The sequence below is a fragment of the Pedobacter sp. HMWF019 genome, assembly GCF_003061025.1.
In the GTDB taxonomy this organism is placed as follows: Bacteria; Bacteroidota; Bacteroidia; order Sphingobacteriales; family Sphingobacteriaceae; genus Pedobacter.
Genome location: NZ_QAIL01000453.1, coordinates 1 through 19,218, shown reverse-complemented (window position 1 = coordinate 19,218; position 19,218 = coordinate 1). Strand labels below are relative to the sequence as shown.

Below are 19,218 nucleotides of genomic sequence, written 5' to 3'. Positions count from 1 at the left end.
CCCCTGTCCACCCGCATTTCATGAACAAAACAGAGGCTGATCTATTTATTTCTCTATTTTCTACACCATTTGAAAAAATTAATGAAATAAAATTAAACAATTCCACAAGAAGGATCATTGTAGATAAAATTCTGATTTTCTATACTTTACATACCGCTTCCTTTGGAGAAATCCGATCCCATCAAATCCTTGAAGATGTCTTATCTTAAAATTTTAGAAAAGTTTTTTGGAGTTTTAATTTAGAGGTGTATATTTGCACTCCCGATCACGAGGGACACAGCTTACTCAGCTGGCACAATTGCAGAAAGAGGAGAACCAAGGGGAGATTAGCTCAGCTGGTTCAGAGCACCTGCCTTACAAGCAGGGGGTCACTGGTTCGAACCCAGTATCTCCCACAAAAACAGCAGCTCAGCTGTTTCAAAACAAAAAGAGAAGAACCGAAGGGAGATTAGCTCAGCTGGTTCAGAGCACCTGCCTTACAAGCAGGGGGTCACTGGTTCGAACCCAGTATCTCCCACTCTAAAAAAGGACAACATCAATGATGTTGTCCTTTTTTCATATACAGATTTCCGGTACATTTACACCTTTGACCTGGTCGATAAAATAACCACACAAGATCCCATAAAGGCAATAAATACAAATGCAATGCGTAAAGTAAACGCACCAGACAAAAAGCCAATAACCGGAGGCCCAATTAAGAAACCAATAAAACCAATGGTAGAAACTGCAGCAATAGAGGCACCCGGAGACATTGTAGTAGATTTTCCTGCAGCACTGTAAACCATAGGCACCACAGAAGAAACTCCCGCCCCTACCAGCATAAAACCAATTATTGCCGTCGGAAGAGCCGGAAAAACAACGGCTATAAGTAAACCAATTGTACTTAATGCTCCACTTACCTGTAGCGTAGTTTTTAATCCAAAGCGTGCAGAAAATTTATCCGCAACAAAGCGACCCAAAGCCATTGTACACATAAAAGCAGTATATCCAGCTACCATCCATCCTTTTTCAGCCAATACAATTTTCTTAAAGTAAATCACACTCCAGTCAAACATTGCCCCTTCACAGACCATAGAACAAAAAGCAATCAGTCCCAAGGTAATCAGAGACTTATCCGGAATTGCAAATGCCGAACCCGTATGCACTGGTTTACGATCATTGTGTAAGTACCGCCAGCATACAACTACAGAAATCACCGTAACCACAGCAATACAAACAAAATGTGGTGCAGGTAAAATTCCTTTTCCAATCATAAATGTCCCAATCCCTGCCCCAACAAAACCAGCTAAACTCCAGACTCCGTGAAAAGAAGCCATAATTGGTTTACGATACAAACCCTCCGTGGCCACAGCTTGTGTATTCACCGAAATATTAACCGCATTGCTCGCCAGTCCAAAGCCCACTAAACAAATTAGCAGCTGATAAACTTCTGACACCACACCAAGAGTAATGAGCATAAGACCATACATTACCAATGCAGCAGCCAAAAGCCTTCGGCTTCCTATTTTAGTGACCAACCAGCCAGACAAAGGCAAGGAAAGCATCAATCCTACCGGTAACGCAAAAAGCACCGCCCCAAGACCCGCATCAGATAATGATAATTTTTGCTGTATAGTTGCAATTCGAGACGCCCAGCTGGAAAAACACAATCCAGCCATAAAAAACATGGCAGCTACAGCTCCTCTGGTTACTTTCGGTGCATAATTCATTGTGCAAAAATGAGGATTATTTACAAAACGAATGGCCTTTTATGAGTTAATCATTTCGATATACCGAGAGCTGATAGCTGCCCGGCGTTACACCAACCAGTTTCTTAAAGGTCCGTATAAAATAATTGGCATCACTAAAGCCCAGCTCGTAACTAATTGCTGCAATCTTCGCTCCTGGTCTGGCCAGGAGCTGTTTAGCTTTCTTGATCTTTTCTGTTAGAATATAATCGTTGGGACTAATACCCAATTCGCGTTTAAATAAGCGATAAAAAGAAGCCTTACTCATACAAGCCTTGTTACTGAGATTGTTAATGCTGATCTTCTCATTAAGATTCGCTTTGATATAGCCAATCACATATCCCAGAGGACTATGGTTACAGCCTGCCCTATCCCCATCTGCGGCCTTTAAATTCTGAGTCTGAATAATCCTTACCAATAGTTCTTTTAGGGTAAGATCTGCCAGTACGTCTTTTTCCCTTGATCCTTCTGAACAAATCCTGATGATTTTATTAATCAGAAAGGCAATATCCTCATTATTATAGAAATGATATTCATCGTAGCTTAGAGTCCAGAGCTCCCCCGGACCAGATCTGGGAAAATATTCGTTCAGATAGCGGATCGTTCTTTTAATTTGTTCCTGATCAATTGCAAGCGCAATACATTGTGCAGGTGTATGATCAGATGCTTCCGGAAAATCGATCTTCATCGTTTGGTCTGCAGGTACAATGACCGTTTCGCCAGGCAAATAGTCGAATCCCTCCTTATCAAAAAGATGCATAATTTTTTTACCCCGCAGCATACTGGTGATCACAAAATCACTAAAGGTTAATGGAACCTTATAAGATTGCACATAGGTTTCGAACACATTCAGTTCGCAACGCTCCAATGTATAGGATGTTCTGTTTTCCACGAGCGTTTGAAGTCTGGCCTCCCTGCTTAAGTTAACCAGATCTAATTTGTGTTGCATCATACCTACCCTTATTTTTGGTCAGCTACCTTCATCCCAGATTGGAAATATACGATATACTCAAATATAACTTTATTTCAATAGTGTTACAAAGCCTGCAACAATAATGCTACCAGTTGCAACTATTCTCCTATCCTTCCAGCGATTTACCGACTAGGTTTGTATCAACCAAATTTAATACATCATGGAACAGCTTGTAAAAAGACCCACCTTTAAATCACAATACGACAACTATATTGGCGGAAAATTTATTGCGCCGGTAAAAGGAGTTTATTTCGATAACATATCTCCTATAGACGGCAAAGTCTTTACCAAAGCCGCCAGATCCAGCAAAGAAGATGTAGAACTGGCTCTGGATGCGGCACATGCAGCTTTTAAGACCTGGGGAAAAAGTGCTCCTGCCTACAGAAGTAATATATTACTCCAGGTTGCACAGAAAATTGAAGACAACCTGGAATACCTGGCTGCTGTAGAAACAATTGATAATGGCAAGGCTATCCGTGAAACCCTTGCCGCTGACCTTCCACTAGTGGTTGATCACTTTCGATATTTCGCAGGTGTTATCCGGGCTGAAGAAGGAACCATCTCCGAGCATGACGAAAATACCGTAAGTATTGCACTTAACGAACCTATAGGCGTTGTTGCTCAAATTATCCCATGGAATTTCCCTTTATTAATGGCCACATGGAAAATCGCACCCGCACTGGCTGCTGGCTGCTGTACTGTCGTAAAACCAGCAGAACAAACACCTGTCTCCATCATGATCCTCATGGAACTTATCGGGGATATTTTGCCTCCGGGCGTCCTGAACATAGTTAATGGCTATGGAATTGAAGTTGGCAAACCTTTAGCCACGTCAACCCGGATCTCCAAAGTTGCCTTTACAGGAAGTACCACCTCCGGACGCCTCATTATGCAATACGCAGCAGAAAACATTATTCCTTCTACCATGGAACTGGGTGGAAAATCTCCAAATATCTTTTTTGAATCCATAGCAGATCAGGATGATGATTTTTTTGACAAAGCCGTAGAAGGTGCAGTGATGTTTGCTTTAAATCAGGGCGAAATTTGTACTTGCCCATCCAGGCTGTTGATCCAGGAAAGCATCTATGACAAATTCATAACGAGAGTCATTGAACGGACAAAAGCAATTAAAACTGTCCATCCACTCGACAAGTCCAGTATGATGGGGGCCCAGACATCCAATGAGCAGTACCAAAAAATATTATCCTATCTAAAAATAGGTAAAGAAGAAGGTGCAGAAATCTTGACCGGTGGAGAAATTAATCACCTACCCGGAGAACTGGAAACCGGCTATTACATCGAACCAACCATATTTAAAGGCCACAACAAAATGCGGATTTTTCAGGAAGAGATTTTTGGACCAGTGGTTTGCGTAACTACATTTAAGACTGTAGAGGAGGCGATAGAAATCGCAAATGACACCTTGTATGGCCTTGGCGCCGGCGTCTGGACAAGAGATGCCCACGAGATTTATCAGGTACCCCGCGCTATAGAGGCGGGCCGTGTTTGGGTAAACCAATATCATGCTTATCCTGCACACGCACCATTTGGAGGATATAAAAAGTCTGGCTTTGGCCGTGAAAACCATAAGATGATGCTAGACCATTACAGACATGTAAAAAACATGCTGATCTCTTATGATAAAAAGAAATTAGGTTTTTTCTAGGTTTATGATTCAAAAGGTGCCTCAATATGATGAGGTACCTTTTTTAACCGATAATCAGATTGTCATGAGTACCAAAAGAGTTTTAGTCACAGAGGCCGCTGCAGCCATAATCCATATCCTTCAGAAAGAATATGGTGACTTGATGTTCCATCAAAGTGGTGGTTGTTGTGAAGGATCTTACCCCCACTGTTTTGAAAAAGGTGGTTTTCTAGTTGGGTCTAATGATGTATGCCTTGGAGAAATTGAGGATTGTAAATTTTATATGGCCGGAGATCAGTTTGAATACTGGAAACACACACAACTTACCCTCGGTGTGATGGAAGGCAGAGCAGCCAGTTTTTCACTTGAATCTACCCTTGATAAAGGATTTCTCATCCACTCCCGACTATTTACAGAAGAAGAACTCAAAGACCTGGAACCCGTACACACAGCAGATGAGGACCTGATTCTGTAATTCCCAACACCATCAAAACAAAATTCCCATCCGGCTGTTTTTGAATTAACTAAACAATTCAAAGCTATGGAAAAGCAAGAAATCAAAGACCTATTAGAAATCATTGACCAGCAAGTAAGCTCATCCATCTTAGGTGGCATGCACGAAAAATACGATGAACTCGAACAGCTTGGCTATATCGAAATTCACAAAGGAGCCGTACAACACTCTGCCAGTCTTACAGCAGCCGGCCTCGCTCACCTGGAAGAATTAAGACATCATTCCGTTTAGCCGCCCTGTTTAGAGCTTCGCATCAAGTAATACAGCAAGCTGGATACAGTTCTTGTCAGTGCGATTGCTCCAGGCATGATTGGTTCCGCGCTGTATAACGATATCTCCGGCTTTTAACAAGGTTTCTTCCTCGTCAAGGACCAGATGGATCTCTCCGGAAAGGATGATGATATAATCCAGCGTAGCTGTTTGATGCATTAAAGGATGGGGATCGCCTTCTTTTATCTTTTCTATCCCCAGATCTTCATCCGGAGGGATACTCACATAACGGAAATAAGATCCATTTGCTGGCGTTTGAGGAAATGCTGTGTTTTCTACATGTGTTTGCTTCGCAAGCGGAACAGGCATGACATCGGTAGCCCATACATCTGAAATGATCAGTCCGGGAAAATGCTCCGAAACATTACTCACTTTTGCGTCTTCGACAATAATCGATTTGCCATCTTTATTTCCCGTAACAATGCGCCGGGGTATTTTAGAAATCAGTTCCATATTATTTTTAAGGCAAATTTAAAGGACTAAGCGCCTATATTTGCTATTGGTTAACCCGAGGTAACCTACCTATTAAAGATCATGGATGAAGATGGATAAAATAAGCTGTAAGGAAGAACTGACTGCTCTGCGCGACAGCCTGGAAATACTGGGTGGAAAATGGAAACTACAAATCATGCGTTACCTCAGTAACCGTCCCACCGAAGAAAACAATTTCAAAAAGATAAAACAAGGTATTCCAGGAATCTCTGCAAAGATGTTATCAAAAGAACTTAAAGACCTGGAAATAAATCTTCTGATTAACAGAACGGTGAGGGATACAAAACCCCTCACCGTTGCTTATTCTATTACCAATTATGGTAAAAGTGTCGTCCCGGTAACCAGTATGCTCGTAAACTGGGGACTGGAGCACCGGGAAAAAATTATAAAGAATTACAATTAATCATTCTTTTGGGTCAACGAAAACGGTAGGTCTTCGTTATTCAGGCCACGTGTTTTCTCCGGTTGGCTACTCATTTCTAATTTCAACACACCACCCTGCAGCAGATCCCCATGCTTAATGAAGTTTCGGGTATAATTCTTACCATTTAAAGCAGCAGATTTAATGTAGACATTTTCTCTGCTGTTAGCAGAAGCATCGATAACAAATGTTTTTCCATTCTCCAGCTTAATAGTGATCTTCTTAAACATTGGACTACCCAATACATATTCATCTGTACCTGGAGTTACGCTATAGAAACCCAGAGCGCTGAGCACATACCAGGAAGAAGTCTGTCCCTGATCCTCATCACCAGGATAACCATTTTCCGTCGAATTATAAAGCTTATACATAATATCCCTGGCATGGTACTGCGTTTTCCAGGGCTGGCCAGCATAATTATACAGGTATGGCATATGCTGTATAGGTTGGTTACCATGCGCATACTGCCCCATATTAGCCATCACCATTTCGGTCATCTCATGGATCATACCTCCATAACTACCAACATTTACCCGGTTGGGTTCAGAGAACACAGAATCCAGTTTTGCTACAAAATTCTGTTTCCCCCCCATTAAATTGACCAATCCTTGTATATCATGAAAAACCGACCATTGCCAGTGCCAGGCATTCCCCTCTGTATAAGGACCTCCCCATTCTACCGGATCAAAATTCGACTTCCATTTTCCAGTATTGTCTTTGCCCCTCATAAACCTTGTTGAAGCATCATACACATTTTTATAATTATACATCTGGCGGGAAAACACATCAGCATAGAAGTCTTTACCCGTCATCCTGGCTAGCGTATATCCGCAAAAATCATCGTATGCATACTCGAGTGTCTTTGCCGTTGCTTCTCTATATTGCGGATAAGGTACATAACCCAGTTGATAATACTCTTTCCAGCCATCTCTTCCATTTGCCGGGCCCCAGGGTCCTTTATGAGTCGCCTCGTGCAAATATGCCTTTAAAGCCAGTTCCGGATCAAAAGTATGGATTCCTTTAACCCAGGCATCTGCCAGCAAAGAGATGGCGTGATTACCAATCATACTTCCGGCTTCACTTGGAAATGACCAGGAAGGCAACCACCCACATTGTTCGTAAGCCTCCAGTAATGCCTTCATATATCGCCCGTGCATCGTTGGATGAATTAGCGTGTTCAAAGGGAATTGGGCGCGGAAGGTATCCCAGAATCCTGTATCGGTAAACATATAACCAGGATGTACCTTTCCATCATAAGGGCTGAAATAATAAGGCTGACCATTTTTGTCTACCTCATAATATTTCCTGGAGAATAAACTGGCTCTAAAGAAACAAGAATAAAAAGTTGCCTTATCCTCTTCAGATCCTCCTTCTACCGTGATTTTCCCTAAAGATTGGTTCCAAATCTTTGTTGCATTCTGCCGGGTTTGCTCCAGCGTTTTATCTTTTCCAAGTTCTGTATCTAGATTAAGTTGTGCTTGTTCTGCACTAATATAGGATGAAGCCACCTTTACCTGAACCTTTGAACCCGGTAAAAATTCTACATATGCCCCTTTACCCTCACCCTCTGCTGTCAGGGCATTGGTCTGGATGCTGTTCTTTTTATTTTCCCAGGTACCCCAGGCTTTAAGGGGCTGATCAAACTTGATCACAAAGAAATTCTTAAATCCTTCTTTAAAGCCCTCCCCATTATTCACATAACCCGTAATCATTCTTTCCTTAGGAAAAATGCTGACCCCACTCAGATGTGTATAACCATCCAGCACCAGATAGCTCTTTTTACCTTTGGGGTAGGTAAATCTCAAATGCGCGCCACGTTCAGTAGGTGAGATCTCGGTTGCAATCTGATTATCAAACTGTACTTTGTAATAATCTGGCTTTGCGATCTCATTTGCATGGCTAAACTTTGCTTCCCTTGCATTTTCATCCACAACAAGTTCATCAATTAAAGGCATAAAAGAAAACACCGCATAGTCCCTGGTCCAGGAACTGCATTGATGCGCCTGCTGGAATCCGCGGATATGGTCTTTCTGGTACTGATACTTCCAACCATCACCGTTTCTGCCGGTTTGCGGTGTCCAGGTATGCATACCAAATGGCAATGCTGTTGTCGGATAAGTGTTGCCACGGGTCAATTCATGGCTGGAATTAGTTCCCTGAAGGGTATTAACATAGCTGACCAGATCTGTCTGCTGCGCAGAAGCCCCCAGGCCCCATAGACCCAGAAAAAGAAAAAATAAGAATTTAGGTTTCATATATGTGTTGTGTTTAGTGTTCAATTACCAGTGGACGTCTACTGTTACTCCTTCGCTATAATTTTCAAATTGCAACAACAGCGTTTTTGTCTTTGCATCCCATAAATTTTTGAAGATCTTCAAATGACCAGACGGTCCATCTACAATTAGCCTCGTTGGTTTTGAAGGCAATAAGATGCGCATTACATTCTGTGTCTCCGAAGGGCTCTTAACAATGAATGAGTAGTGTTTTTTTCCTATTGATTCCTTATAAACTCTCGCCGCAGCAGCCAGTACCTGAGGTACAGACCTATTACGTACCGCATTCAGATCGTATAAATATGCCTGAGTGCCTGGTCGTATGCTTTTACTTTCCAACACCGGAAGGGAGGGATCAAACAAATCTATAACCGGGCCTTTTATGGATAGAGGCTCTTGATTTTCAGCTTCCGTTAGTACCGCTGCTACAATATAAGGCCCCCGATTCAATACGAAATTGTTTTTAGTAATTAGCTTCCCTGCCTGTGCAAATTGCTCATAAGCCTCTCTTACCTTCTCCAGGTAAACATGATCCGCATTGCCCATCATTACCAGTTCTTTAGGATCTTGTCTAACCACAAGAACCTTTCCTCTCCCGTATACAAATGTTCTTTGAGCAGGATCTCCTTCTATCCCCATCAAGGTGAACAGATGCGCAGAAGGCGCTTTAAAGCGATAATTACCGCTATTCCACCATTCATTTACACGCTGAAAAGGATCATTATCCCGGCCATAATATATCAGTACCCCACCCTGCTTTACCCATGCAGCCAACTCTTCATGATAATGCTCAGACAGCGGCTTCATATTCGCGTAGCTCATCACCAAAACCTTAATCTCTTTTAAGCTATTTGGATTAGCCAGATTTTCCATATGTACCGTTTCAACAGGGATTCCACGTTCCAATAGAGGCAAAGCCATTCCATAAAAATTAGAGAGTTGAGGATCATCATAGCCCTCATGTACAGGAAAGCGCTGGAACATCATCGAGTTGGACAGCAAAATCCCTATGCCATGACTTCCGTTTAATTTGTTTCCCGATAATGGCATCGCATTAAGAGAATTCACCATCACCTGCATTTGCGTAGCATAATCCGGGGAAATAGGTTGCTTCTCTGCGCTACCCTCCACCTTAAACTTACCTTCATAAATACGGCTTGGCCATGGCATCACCTCATAATTATTCACCATGGGATACAAAAGCTGTGCTGTAAAAGTAGCCTGATAATTGACCTTATAATCTTCCCAGGAGCGCTGCCTGTCCTCTATTGGATCTGTCAGAAAAAAGATTTTTCTTCCCGTAGGTGCAGTCATCGAAACCATGGAACCATATTCCAGGAAGGCATTTTCAAATACCCTTTCTTTTTTAGTTCCGTTAAAGTATAAAGGCTCCCTTGAAGTACCAGTCCAGACCTGTGCAATATAGCCATCCATCCCTTCCAGATTGGCCAGGCTCGCTTCCGGACTAACAATTTCCCAAGCAGAATAATTCAGTAATGAATGCGTTGGCACATAACATTTAACTCTTCTCCCTTTGCTTTCACTATAAGACTTCACATAACTAAAAACCTCTTTCAGTGCATTAAAATACAATTGATATTTCAATTTTGAAGACAAATAGGTCGCTTCGGGTGATTCATGCGGTGCTTTCCAGGGAAAACCATAGAACTTTACCCATTCCTTTTTAAACACATCACTATAACCAGCTCTCGCCCAAAACTCCGGTTCTTCAAGATAAACAGCTGTTACACCTGCATCAATAGCCCTCCTGACATGAGACTTCATATAATTCAGATAAGATGTTGTCGGGACGATATAAGGCACATCTTTCCCATGCCAAATGGTTTCCCCGTTTCTCATCATCTGTCCCTCATCCATATGACTTTTCCCATCTAGTTCTCCTGTAAAATAATCCTGGTACTGACCCCAGGCAATACCTGTCATAAATTGCACCTCATACCCTTTATCCCGGTACCCCTTTACTCTTTCTTCAAAGTTCCCACCGGCATCATTAATGCCATATACAATAGCCACATCAGAACGGACATCATAAATTGCTTTCCAGGGGGCAGCAATTTGGAATGTCGTCTTTTCTTTAGATAAAATCTGTGCCTTAGCATCCTCCCTATTCATCATGGTTAGTGCCGCAAAACAGATAAGGGAAAATAATATATATTTCATCGCCGGATTACTTAACTATTGGATCAAACAATTGCATAAAAGCCACTCCGCTGCTGGCTTCATAAGATTGTACAAGGCTAGTGGGGCAAGCCACTTTATAATCCCTGAACATAATTCCTCTTCCTTGGTCACGATTGCTCCAGGCCAGATTGATATTGCTGTAAATCCATTCTTTATATTGGTTTTGTCCGGCATCCTTAATCAACAGTTGTATATATTGGGCAAAGATCGCTTTTAAGACCCCCTGCTCATTCCAATCCCCTTCTGCAGGCAAGATCCCTTTGCCATCGCACATTTTATTTTTGGTATAATCGGCAGCCAGCTTTGCATCAGCAAGATAAGCATCTTCTCCCGTAGCTTTATATAATAATGTTGCAGCACCAATACAAGTTCCCTGGTTATAGGTATAATCTTCATATCCTGCCGGATTCTGACCTACCTTATGATCCGCAACTCTTCCAGTTGAAGCATCAAACAAATTGTCATGAGACCACTTGTAGATGTTTTTTGCTTTGTCAAGATAGCCGGTGTTTTTAGTGATGTTATACAGCGTTACCCCGGCAATCACAGTTGGATAGTTAATACAGGCATTCTTCCCTTCCACTTTCCAACTCCAACGCATCCCTCCATCAACCGGATCGTGAGAATTCTCCCAAACATATTTAAAGCCAGCAACTGCAGCGTCCAGATACTTCTGTTCTTTAGTGATTTCATAACTCCGCGAAAGAGAAATAATCCACCACATCATATCATCATAGATAAAATCGTTCACCTCCTTAACCAATTTCCAATCAAAATTGGAATAGGCATTTGCCGCGCCCTGGTACATGTCATTGATCTGTTTCAAATACACAGGATTGTTAGTTCTTTTATAAGCATCCATCGTAATGTCCCAAAACACTGCCTGTGGCCAGCCAACAGCAACATCTTTACGATCGCTATTATTGTAGAACAGCTTCTGGTCAGCATTATAAAAAACACGGGTAAAATCATCAAATGCCCTATTGGCATCCAAAACAGAAAAAGTAGCTTCAGCTGTCAAAGAGGGAGAAGGCCTTCCTATCTCATTTTGACCTTTACTACAGGCAGAAAGTCCCACTATCAACAGCAGCAGACAGGCTTTTAGTTTGATATTTTTCATAATTTATAGGTTCTAAACATACATCAGGCAGTGCAAAATGCACTGCCTGACAATTAAACAATATCGAATTACCAGCCCGGATTCTGGACCAGCAATTTATCGACATTCACATCTTTAGATGGAATTGGCCATAAGTAATGTTTTTTCTGGAATACCCTATTTTCAAAAGGAACTACATTTAAAAAATCGGGAAGATCAGCTGTAATATTTAGACCATATATAGGTCCATTATCTGTTTGTTCTGCAATTTTCCATCTTCTGGTATCAAAATAACGTGCGTTCTCAAAAGCAAGTTCCACACGGCGTTCTTTCCTGATGGCGAGTCTCATTTCAGCCTGACCTGCAGGTGCAGCCAATCCCGATGAGCCATACTGTGGTATTCCTGCTCTTTCCCTAATCAGATTCAGATACTTTAAGACATCAGCATTTCCCGGTTCGGCTTCATTCAAAGCTTCTGCATAATCCAGATAAATATTGGCTAAACGGTACAATATATCCGTACGGTTACTAATGTCCCATTTACCAAGGCCCATAGCTTTACGGACAATATAACCTGTCGTAGAATGGTCACCGCCACCCGTTGCATTTCCCGAATTGCCGTGATTATAAAGTTCGGTTGTGATATTGCCATTATTTGTATTTAACCATGTACTTCCGTTATAGGTGATATTCACATAGAAACGCGGCTCACGATTTACCCACTGATTGTATATATTGGCAGTAACCGGAGAACCTGGGGCCTTAAAATTGGAGTATCCAGTTTTAACATATCCAGAACCCTGATCATCAATACTCTTGCCATTTGACATAAAAAATGCATCCACCTGATTCTGCGTTGCTCCCAAACCGCCCGATCCCCTGGAATCAGAATTCTGCCCGCTGTGATAAGGCGTCAGCTCATATTGTCTGGGCCCGATAGAACTTTGAGGACGGGCAAATATGACCTCACTGTTCCAATCGGTCAGAAATATATCCCTGCAAGATAGATAAGGATCAAAATTACCCGAGGCATCATTCTTTTTAAACAGACTATAAGTACCTGGAACAAACTGATCCATAAAAGCTCTATAGGCATCTGCTGCCCTTTTCCATTTACTAACATCCGTATTCTGTGCAACAAGCTGCTTCCCATCTGAATTCTTTAGCGCAGCAAGTTCGCCATTGCCATTGTACAGCGGACTTGCTCCAAGCAGTAAAGTTTGTGCTTTAAAAGCCAAAGCGATTCCCTTGGTGATTCTTCCATAATTATCATCATTACTTGGAACAACCGGTAAATCTGCTGCAGCTTTGTCAAGTTCAGAAGTCACATAGTTAACGCATTCATCAAACGAACTTCTTGGCAACTGAACTTGTTCTGCTGGTGCATCCGGCGCGATCACGTCTTCCCCCAAAAGGATGACCGGACCATAAAGTCGCATAATATAGAAATAAAACATCGCCCTAAGTGCCCTTGCCTCTGCTTTATATTGCACCCTTAATTGTGGGGTAATGTCTTTTTCTACCTTATCAATATTTGCCATAAAGAATCCAGCTGAACGGATTCCTCTATAATAATTATTCCAGAAATCACCAACAAAACCTGTATTGGCATCCCAACTTCCTATGTTCATCGCATTCGACTGAACAAAGCCCCACACATAATCTGCTTCGTCAGAGCCCCCCGTCCATAGACCGGAATTCCGACCTCCTCCAGGATTACGCTGACCAAACTCATCGGGGATATTGTTATAAACATTCGCTAAAAATTTCTCGGCTGTTGCGCGGTTAGAAAAGGTTTCCTCCAATGTCAGCCTGTCATTCGGTACCTGATCCAAAAAACCTTTTTTACAGGATGTTGCAAAAGTTAAACAGGCAACTAAGGATATATAGATATACTTTTTCATAATTATTTCTTCAAAAAGGTTAGAATTTAACATTTAAGCCCAGAGAGACATTCGCCGTCATCGGGTATTTTGTTCCATTGGCTCTGCTTTTATTTACCGGATTGGTATTCAGCTCCGGATCCCAAAGTTTGAACTTGCTGAATGTTAACAGATTTGTACCAATCAAATACACAGCAACATTACCAACCTTTAATTTTGTAGCGACACTTTTGGGTAAATTATAACTTAGCTGCGCACTCTTTAATCTTAAAAAACTTACGTCTTTTACCCACCATGAACTCTCAAGAGCATTATTGGTATTCTGTGCTTCTCCGTAACTCAATCTAGGGTAAAATACATTCTGACTTGGATTCTCCGGTGTCCATCTGTCGGTGATGTTACTAAACACATTACTGTCTCCGCCGTTAAACGGAATAATCCCATTTCCACCCAGCATCACATCCGCATTTTGCAATGACTGAAAAAGTGTGCTTAAAGCAAATCCTTTATAAGAAGCTGTAAAACCAAAACCAAGGATCAAATTAGGGACATCACCACGCCCAATCTTGGTCTTGTCATAATCATTGATCACTCCATCTCCGTTGAGATCTTTATACTTGATGTCTCCAGGTTTTATACTGCCTTTCGAACCCGGTACAGCGCTTGCATCAATTTCTGCCTGAGAATCGAATAATTTTTCGGCCACATAACCATAACGAGCCATCACATTATCTCCAATGTGACTCATCCAGGGATAAGGCTGTGGAGGACGATCGTCATTTAATAATTTATCTCTGTTATAAGTGACATTTCCCCTCAGACCAAGATCAACTTGTCCGATTTTCACATTATATTCGAGGGTGGCATCAATCCCGCGGTTGTCCACTACACCAAGATTTCCATAAGGAGAATTGGTTAAACCTATGAAACCAGGAATAGATTCCCTTTGAAGAAATATCCCAGTCCGTTTTTCTTTAAATAAATCTACGATAAGATACAGGTTGTCGTTCAAGGTTCTGATCTCCATTCCTAAATCCTGTTTCTTAGATTCCGCCCAGGTAATGTCTACCGCATAATCAGTTACATTAATACCTTTTACAGAATTAAAACTCTTTCCGAACTGATAACCGTTATCATTTTCGGAGACCAATGTCAAATAAGCAAACCTTCTCCCATTAATCTGACCAATCCCAGTTACACCATCCGAATACCGGAATTTAAGGAAAGAAATTGCACTTTTCAGTGGCTCCCAGAATTTTTCATTGGATGGAATCCATCCGATACCAAAAGCAGGAAATGATCCATAACGTTTATTAGGAGCAAACAGTTCCGAACCATTGTACCCGAAATTAAATTCAGCAAAATAACGATCATCATAAGAATAGGTCGCTCTTGCCGCTAGTCCAAGCATGCGTTTTGGTATAGAAGCCGTAAAATCTCCAGCAAATGGTTCGGTTCCGTCACTTGCATAACCTAAAAGCAAGCCTCCTACTCGATGTTTACCAAACGCCCGGTCGTAATTCACTGCAGCCTCAGAGTATGTCTTTCTGTTTCCATTACGAGAGGGGTCAAAGCTCAAATAGTTACCACCGCTGGTATAAGTTTCTTTTAAATTTAGTGTACCATCTGGTTTATAAGGTGAATTTGTTCCAGGCACATTCTCTATAAAATAGGTACTTTCTCTCTTTGATCGTTTTATAAAATTTTCATTATAAGAATCAAAAGAGAACATTCCTGTAGCCATTAATCCTGGAGTGATCATACTCAGGTCCTGTGTAAGCCTCAGGTTAGAATACAATTGATTTTTGAATTCTGTTCTATACCCCCTTCTGGTTAAGTCAGCATATGGATTTCTTTGTCCTCCGTTAGAAGCTATCCCAGGAATAAAATTGCCTGGATACATCACCGGATAAACTACCGGAGAAATGTCCATAGCTGTTCCAAAAATATCCTGGGTATTCTCACCCGGATAATTTCCGGTTGAGGCATAGCCCTGTAAGCCCAGGTCCAGTTTAGTTGTTTTGGTCAATTGAAGGTTCAGATTGCTGGTAAAATTATACCTGTTGTAATCCAAAGCGGAATTATATTGCTGCAAATCGTTGGTTTTAAGAAATCCAGATTCGTTATAATAAGCAAGCGACACATAATACTGAGCCCTGTCTACACCACCACTTGCATTTAAATTGGCCCTTCTGTTATGGCTGTATTTATTCAAAATCTGGTCCATCCAATTTACATTTGGATAGAGCAGGGGATCTATTCCAGATGCGGTCTTATTAATATAATCCTGCGTATATTGAACAATTCCCCCCCTGCCAACACTTGCCTCGTTCGCCATATTCATATAGGTAAGACCATCAGCCATTTCCGGTCTCTTAGTGAATGTACTGATCCCTTCATTATAATCAAACAAAATGGTGTTTTTCCCCACTTTACCAGTTTTGGTCTTTACCAGAACCACTCCGTTAGCACCTCTTACACCGTAAACTGCTGTACCCGAAGCATCCTTCAAAACGGTAAAAGATTCGATATCTTCAGGGTCAATATTGTCAATAGAACGTTCTACACCGTCTACTAAAATCAAAGGATTACTGGTATTCCCCCCAAATGTTGCAATACCCCTAATCCAGATGTCTGCGGTACTTCTCCCGGGCTCACCACTTCTCTGTACACCCACCACGCCTGCAATTCTTCCGGCTAGAGACTGTGTAATGCTTGCAACGGGCTGCTTCAGCTCTTTAGGAGATAATGTTGATTGTGCGCCAATCAGGGATACTTTTCTCTGCGTTCCGAAACCAACAACCGCGACCTCTTCCAGAGCGTTGCTATTTGGCACCAGCTGAATCGACAATGTTTTCTGTCCATTTACACTCACTTCTTTAGCATCGTAGCCCACGTAGGTAATCACAAGTATTGACGATTCGGAAGGAATACTTATACTGAAACTCCCGTTTATATCTGTAGCTGCAGAAATCAGAGTTCCTTTTACTTTTACACCTGCGCCAGGAATAGGCAAACCATTCTCATCTTTTACGATACCACGAATTACAATTTGCTCAGCCTTCAACGAAAGAGTTGCAGTTTTGGTTAACAAAATCGTTTTATCAACAATGTTATAATTAATGTTCAGTCTTTTAAAACAAGCAGTCAGTGCCTCTTCCAGAGAGGCATTAATCACACTTACAGACACGATCTCTTTTGCCGGGTCAAAATCATTACTTAAGAAAACATAACCGGTTTGGTTTTTAATATCGCGCAACACCGTTGAGAGCGGTTTATTCCGTTGATTCAGGTTGACTTTCTGTGCCACCACCGCAGCGCTGGCCTGAACAAGGGCTATCATGAGGATGAAAGTGGTTAATTTCATTATCAATAGCAGTTTATGGCATATCTTAAAAGACATACCTCGGTTAAAAGCATTTATTTTCATACTTTTGAGTTGATTTGGGTTAAACAGAAATTAGTACAGATTAATTTTCCGATGTATCATCGGAGGGTTAGCTCAAATCTTTAGCCGGTCAATGGGTCCAAGCATTGTCCGGTTTCTTATTTAAGTCCCTTCACAGCCTAAGTGTGCCTTCGTAGATGTTTGTTCATGTCAGTCTGGTTTATTTGGTTAAATTTATATTTGCTCGTCCGGATTTTACAACCCTAAAACCTGGATAATTTGTGCTTTAATTTCCAGTAATAATTATTTTCTTTCTGGCAGTTCCTTTATTTGGCGCCTCCACTCTAAAATTGATATTGGCCAAACTCAAAATCTTAAATGCCTTTGATGCATTCATGTTCCGGTAAATCTCTCCGTTAAACTTATTCCCCGGAATATTACCTACATATTCTACGTCGACATCATACCATCTGGACAACTGGCTCATTACGATACTTATACTGGCATTGTCAAATTTAAAAAGTCCATTTTTCCATGCTACTGCATTTGCTGTATCTACTTTAAAGACCTTGATATTGTCACTCACTCTTGACTGCTCGCCAGGGACAATAGTTTTTTCAAATACCCCAGCACGACTTACTTTAACACTTCCTTCCAACAGAGTGGTTTCTACACCATCACTTTCTTCATAACTGTTAATGTTAAAATGAGTACCCAATACTTCAACCTCCTGCTTATCGCTGGTCACAGTAAAAGGCAATCTAACTTCACCTACCCTTAGCTTTGAAACTTCGAAATATGCCTCTCCTTTTAACTCCACTCGACGTTCTCTTAAACTGGCAAAAGAAACAGGATACTTTAAGGAAGAAGCAGCATTGAGCCATACATGGGTACCATCGGGCAAGACGACCTGGTATTCTCCCCCAGCTGGGGTAGAAATCGTATTGTAACGCACCTTATGATCCTCTACAGCCGGGCTTCCTGTTTCATAGACCAATTGTCCATCTGCAGTTTTCCTGATGCTTACACCAGCCTGTTCTGCAAGTTTTCCATTGGCCGCATCCGTTAAAGAAACTTTTCTTCCATCGGCGAGAACCAGTGTTGCCTTATTTCCGCCAGGAGCAAGCTCTCCGTTATATTGGGTATAGGTCACTTTCTCGGTATGCTTTCGTACGATATATACACCTGTAAACACGATACATACAGCAGCAGCCACAGAAATCCAGGAAGTCCACATAGATACAATTCTGCGTGAACTTTTCTTATCTGCCAAAACAACGTTCTCATCTGCCGAAAAAATATGTTGAAGTATATCTTGTTTCCGATCCGCTTCCAACCCATTCACAAAATTTCCTTGCAAGAGATACTCCTCCATCAATTCCTGTACAGTATCCTGATGTGCCGGATCGTTCACTAATACAAAAAATGCATTCTTTTCTTCTGGTGAGGAAGTTCCTTTTACATATTGATCAAATAGTTGTCTTAAGCTCTTTTCTGTCTTCATAAATGCACAGATGCCGCAGCATCCATTTCTTCACTGACGCATGAAAACCCAAGGCAGGGTAATGGAAATAAAAATATTTTTTATTTCTTCTATTTCTTGAAGAGAAACAAGACCAGCAGCCACAATTCAAGCCCTGTAAAATGTTCCCTGATGGTCTTCAAAGCTAGTTTCATATGCTTGTGAACTGTCCCGGAAGAAATATTTAATTTTTCAGCCACCTCTTCATATTTTAAACCCTGCTCGTGGCATAATTCGTACACCAGTTTACGCTGCGGTGGCAGTTTATCTACAACAGATTTTAATATTCTTGCAGATTCATTGTATAAAACCCGATGTTCAGCATTTGCCCCTCCAGGTATACCTTCTTCTGTCAATTCCATTTCTCTTACCGCTTGCGCTGCAATTTTTCTTAAAGCAGAATAACTGTGGTTCCGCGTGGCCCGGTTTAAATAAGCTCCAAAATTTTCGATATCCAGAATTCCTTTCCGGTTTACCCAGATTTTAATAAAAATGTTCTGGACAATCTCTTCGGCCTGGATTTTAGAGCGGGTCAATTTCATAGAATAATCATAAACCATCGCCTGATAATGCTCAAACAATTCAGTGAAAGCTTTCTGATCTCCAACAGCAATCCTGCCAAGGAGTTCTCTTTCCGACGAATTAAAAGGAGATTTATCGTTATACATTTAGACCCGGTTAGATTAAAGTTAGTATTAACCGCATCAATATTATGTATTTATTTTAATAATTCAGAGCCCACCCTATACAAGAACTACAGAAATACACACAAAACTAAGGTAAAACAGAAAAGTCTTTTGGTATAAACC

14 protein-coding genes, 2 tRNA genes and 1 pseudogene are annotated in these 19,218 nt (G+C 41.4%); 7 read left to right on the top strand and 10 right to left on the bottom strand.

Translation table 11 applies throughout. From position 1 onward, the window contains the following. From DBR11_RS30330 to DBR11_RS23940, 3 genes and pseudogenes are all read left to right on the top strand, one after another. Nucleotides 1-209, top strand: a pseudogene (locus tag DBR11_RS30330) (DNA repair protein RecO); the annotation flags it as partial. A gap of 111 nt (nucleotides 210-320) precedes the next feature. Beyond that, nucleotides 321-395, top strand: a tRNA-Val gene (locus DBR11_RS23945). Nucleotides 396-442: 47 nt separating this feature from the next. Then, nucleotides 443-517 (top strand) — tRNA-Val (locus tag DBR11_RS23940). A 61-nt stretch (nucleotides 518-578) separates the two neighbouring features. On the opposite strand, the gene DBR11_RS23935 is transcribed toward DBR11_RS23940, so the two are convergent. Next, complete coding sequence (locus DBR11_RS23935) at nucleotides 579-1,709, bottom strand: MFS transporter (protein WP_108555111.1); 1,131 nt, start codon at nucleotides 1,707-1,709, stop codon at nucleotides 579-581. A 46-nt stretch (nucleotides 1,710-1,755) separates the two neighbouring features. Further along, nucleotides 1,756-2,679, bottom strand: coding sequence for a helix-turn-helix domain-containing protein (locus DBR11_RS23930; RefSeq protein ID WP_233260881.1), 924 nt, complete (start codon nucleotides 2,677-2,679; stop codon nucleotides 1,756-1,758). A gap of 181 nt (nucleotides 2,680-2,860) precedes the next feature. On the opposite strand from DBR11_RS23930, the gene DBR11_RS23925 reads away from it, so the two are divergent. From DBR11_RS23925 to DBR11_RS23915, 3 genes are all read left to right on the top strand, one after another. Then, nucleotides 2,861-4,366 (top strand): aldehyde dehydrogenase family protein, encoded by a 1,506-nt coding sequence (locus tag DBR11_RS23925; RefSeq protein WP_108555110.1) that lies wholly within the window; start codon nucleotides 2,861-2,863, stop codon nucleotides 4,364-4,366. 64 nt (nucleotides 4,367-4,430) lie between these two features. Continuing rightward, nucleotides 4,431-4,820, top strand: a complete 390-nt coding sequence (locus DBR11_RS23920; protein ID WP_108555113.1) for a DUF779 domain-containing protein — start codon at nucleotides 4,431-4,433, stop codon at nucleotides 4,818-4,820. Between the two features lie 66 nt (nucleotides 4,821-4,886). Then, nucleotides 4,887-5,090 carry a hypothetical protein gene (locus tag DBR11_RS23915; RefSeq protein WP_108555109.1) on the top strand — a complete coding sequence of 68 codons (204 nt, stop codon included), beginning with the start codon at nucleotides 4,887-4,889 and terminating at the stop codon, nucleotides 5,088-5,090. A 9-nt stretch (nucleotides 5,091-5,099) separates the two neighbouring features. Here DBR11_RS23915 and DBR11_RS23910 read toward each other — a convergent pair whose 3' ends face one another. Continuing rightward, nucleotides 5,100-5,582 (bottom strand): cupin domain-containing protein, encoded by a 483-nt coding sequence (locus tag DBR11_RS23910; RefSeq protein WP_108555108.1) that lies wholly within the window; start codon nucleotides 5,580-5,582, stop codon nucleotides 5,100-5,102. A 91-nt stretch (nucleotides 5,583-5,673) separates the two neighbouring features. On the opposite strand from DBR11_RS23910, the gene DBR11_RS23905 reads away from it, so the two are divergent. After that, nucleotides 5,674-6,024: a helix-turn-helix domain-containing protein gene (locus DBR11_RS23905; protein WP_233260880.1), complete on the top strand. Its 351-nt coding sequence runs from the start codon at nucleotides 5,674-5,676 to the stop codon at nucleotides 6,022-6,024. Here the strand turns inward: DBR11_RS23905 and DBR11_RS23900 are convergent. The 7 genes from DBR11_RS23900 to DBR11_RS23870 form a co-directional block, all read right to left on the bottom strand. Further along, a complete protein-coding gene (locus DBR11_RS23900) occupies nucleotides 6,021-8,297 on the bottom strand; it encodes a GH92 family glycosyl hydrolase (protein ID WP_108555106.1) in 2,277 nt (758 codons plus the stop codon). The two genes, DBR11_RS23905 and DBR11_RS23900, sit on opposite strands and share 4 nt — an antisense overlap. A 24-nt stretch (nucleotides 8,298-8,321) precedes the next feature. Further along, nucleotides 8,322-10,496 carry a hypothetical protein gene (locus DBR11_RS23895; RefSeq protein WP_108555105.1) on the bottom strand — a complete coding sequence of 725 codons (2,175 nt, stop codon included), beginning with the start codon at nucleotides 10,494-10,496 and terminating at the stop codon, nucleotides 8,322-8,324. A gap of 7 nt (nucleotides 10,497-10,503) precedes the next feature. Next, nucleotides 10,504-11,637, bottom strand: coding sequence for a glycoside hydrolase family 76 protein (locus DBR11_RS23890; RefSeq protein ID WP_108555104.1), 1,134 nt, complete (start codon nucleotides 11,635-11,637; stop codon nucleotides 10,504-10,506). A 68-nt stretch (nucleotides 11,638-11,705) separates the two neighbouring features. Then, on the bottom strand, nucleotides 11,706-13,520 hold the full coding sequence (locus DBR11_RS23885; RefSeq protein WP_108555112.1) for a RagB/SusD family nutrient uptake outer membrane protein: 1,815 nt from the start codon (nucleotides 13,518-13,520) through the stop codon (nucleotides 11,706-11,708). A 19-nt stretch (nucleotides 13,521-13,539) separates the two neighbouring features. Beyond that, entirely contained in the window at nucleotides 13,540-16,866 is a 3,327-nt protein-coding gene (locus DBR11_RS23880) for a TonB-dependent receptor (RefSeq protein WP_199233936.1), read from the bottom strand. 307 nt (nucleotides 16,867-17,173) lie between these two features. Continuing rightward, nucleotides 17,174-18,391 (bottom strand): FecR family protein, encoded by a 1,218-nt coding sequence (locus DBR11_RS23875; RefSeq protein ID WP_108555102.1) that lies wholly within the window; start codon nucleotides 18,389-18,391, stop codon nucleotides 17,174-17,176. An 89-nt stretch (nucleotides 18,392-18,480) separates the two neighbouring features. After that, entirely contained in the window at nucleotides 18,481-19,077 is a 597-nt protein-coding gene (locus DBR11_RS23870; protein ID WP_108555101.1) for an RNA polymerase sigma factor, read from the bottom strand. Nucleotides 19,078-19,218: the final 141 nt, after the last annotated feature.

What these genes read in the sequence shown, in the direction of transcription:
- DBR11_RS23900 (WP_108555106.1), bottom strand. Translation starts at nt 8,297, where the DNA reads ATGAAACCTAAATTCTTATTTTTTCTTTTTCTGGGTCTATGGGGCCTG.
- DBR11_RS23915 (WP_108555109.1), top strand. Translation starts at nt 4,887, where the DNA reads ATGGAAAAGCAAGAAATCAAAGACCTATTAGAAATCATTGACCAGCAA.
- DBR11_RS23880 (WP_199233936.1), bottom strand. Translation starts at nt 16,866, where the DNA reads ATGAAATTAACCACTTTCATCCTCATGATAGCCCTTGTTCAGGCCAGC.
- DBR11_RS23925 (WP_108555110.1), top strand. Translation starts at nt 2,861, where the DNA reads ATGGAACAGCTTGTAAAAAGACCCACCTTTAAATCACAATACGACAAC.
- DBR11_RS23935 (WP_108555111.1), bottom strand. Translation starts at nt 1,709, where the DNA reads ATGAATTATGCACCGAAAGTAACCAGAGGAGCTGTAGCTGCCATGTTT.
- DBR11_RS23920 (WP_108555113.1), top strand. Translation starts at nt 4,431, where the DNA reads ATGAGTACCAAAAGAGTTTTAGTCACAGAGGCCGCTGCAGCCATAATC.
- DBR11_RS23870 (WP_108555101.1), bottom strand. Translation starts at nt 19,077, where the DNA reads ATGTATAACGATAAATCTCCTTTTAATTCGTCGGAAAGAGAACTCCTT.
- DBR11_RS23905 (WP_233260880.1), top strand. Translation starts at nt 5,674, where the DNA reads ATGGATAAAATAAGCTGTAAGGAAGAACTGACTGCTCTGCGCGACAGC.
- DBR11_RS23890 (WP_108555104.1), bottom strand. Translation starts at nt 11,637, where the DNA reads ATGAAAAATATCAAACTAAAAGCCTGTCTGCTGCTGTTGATAGTGGGA.
- DBR11_RS23875 (WP_108555102.1), bottom strand. Translation starts at nt 18,391, where the DNA reads ATGAAGACAGAAAAGAGCTTAAGACAACTATTTGATCAATATGTAAAA.
- DBR11_RS23895 (WP_108555105.1), bottom strand. Translation starts at nt 10,496, where the DNA reads ATGAAATATATATTATTTTCCCTTATCTGTTTTGCGGCACTAACCATG.
- DBR11_RS23930 (WP_233260881.1), bottom strand. Translation starts at nt 2,679, where the DNA reads ATGATGCAACACAAATTAGATCTGGTTAACTTAAGCAGGGAGGCCAGA.
- DBR11_RS23885 (WP_108555112.1), bottom strand. Translation starts at nt 13,520, where the DNA reads ATGAAAAAGTATATCTATATATCCTTAGTTGCCTGTTTAACTTTTGCA.
- DBR11_RS23910 (WP_108555108.1), bottom strand. Translation starts at nt 5,582, where the DNA reads ATGGAACTGATTTCTAAAATACCCCGGCGCATTGTTACGGGAAATAAA.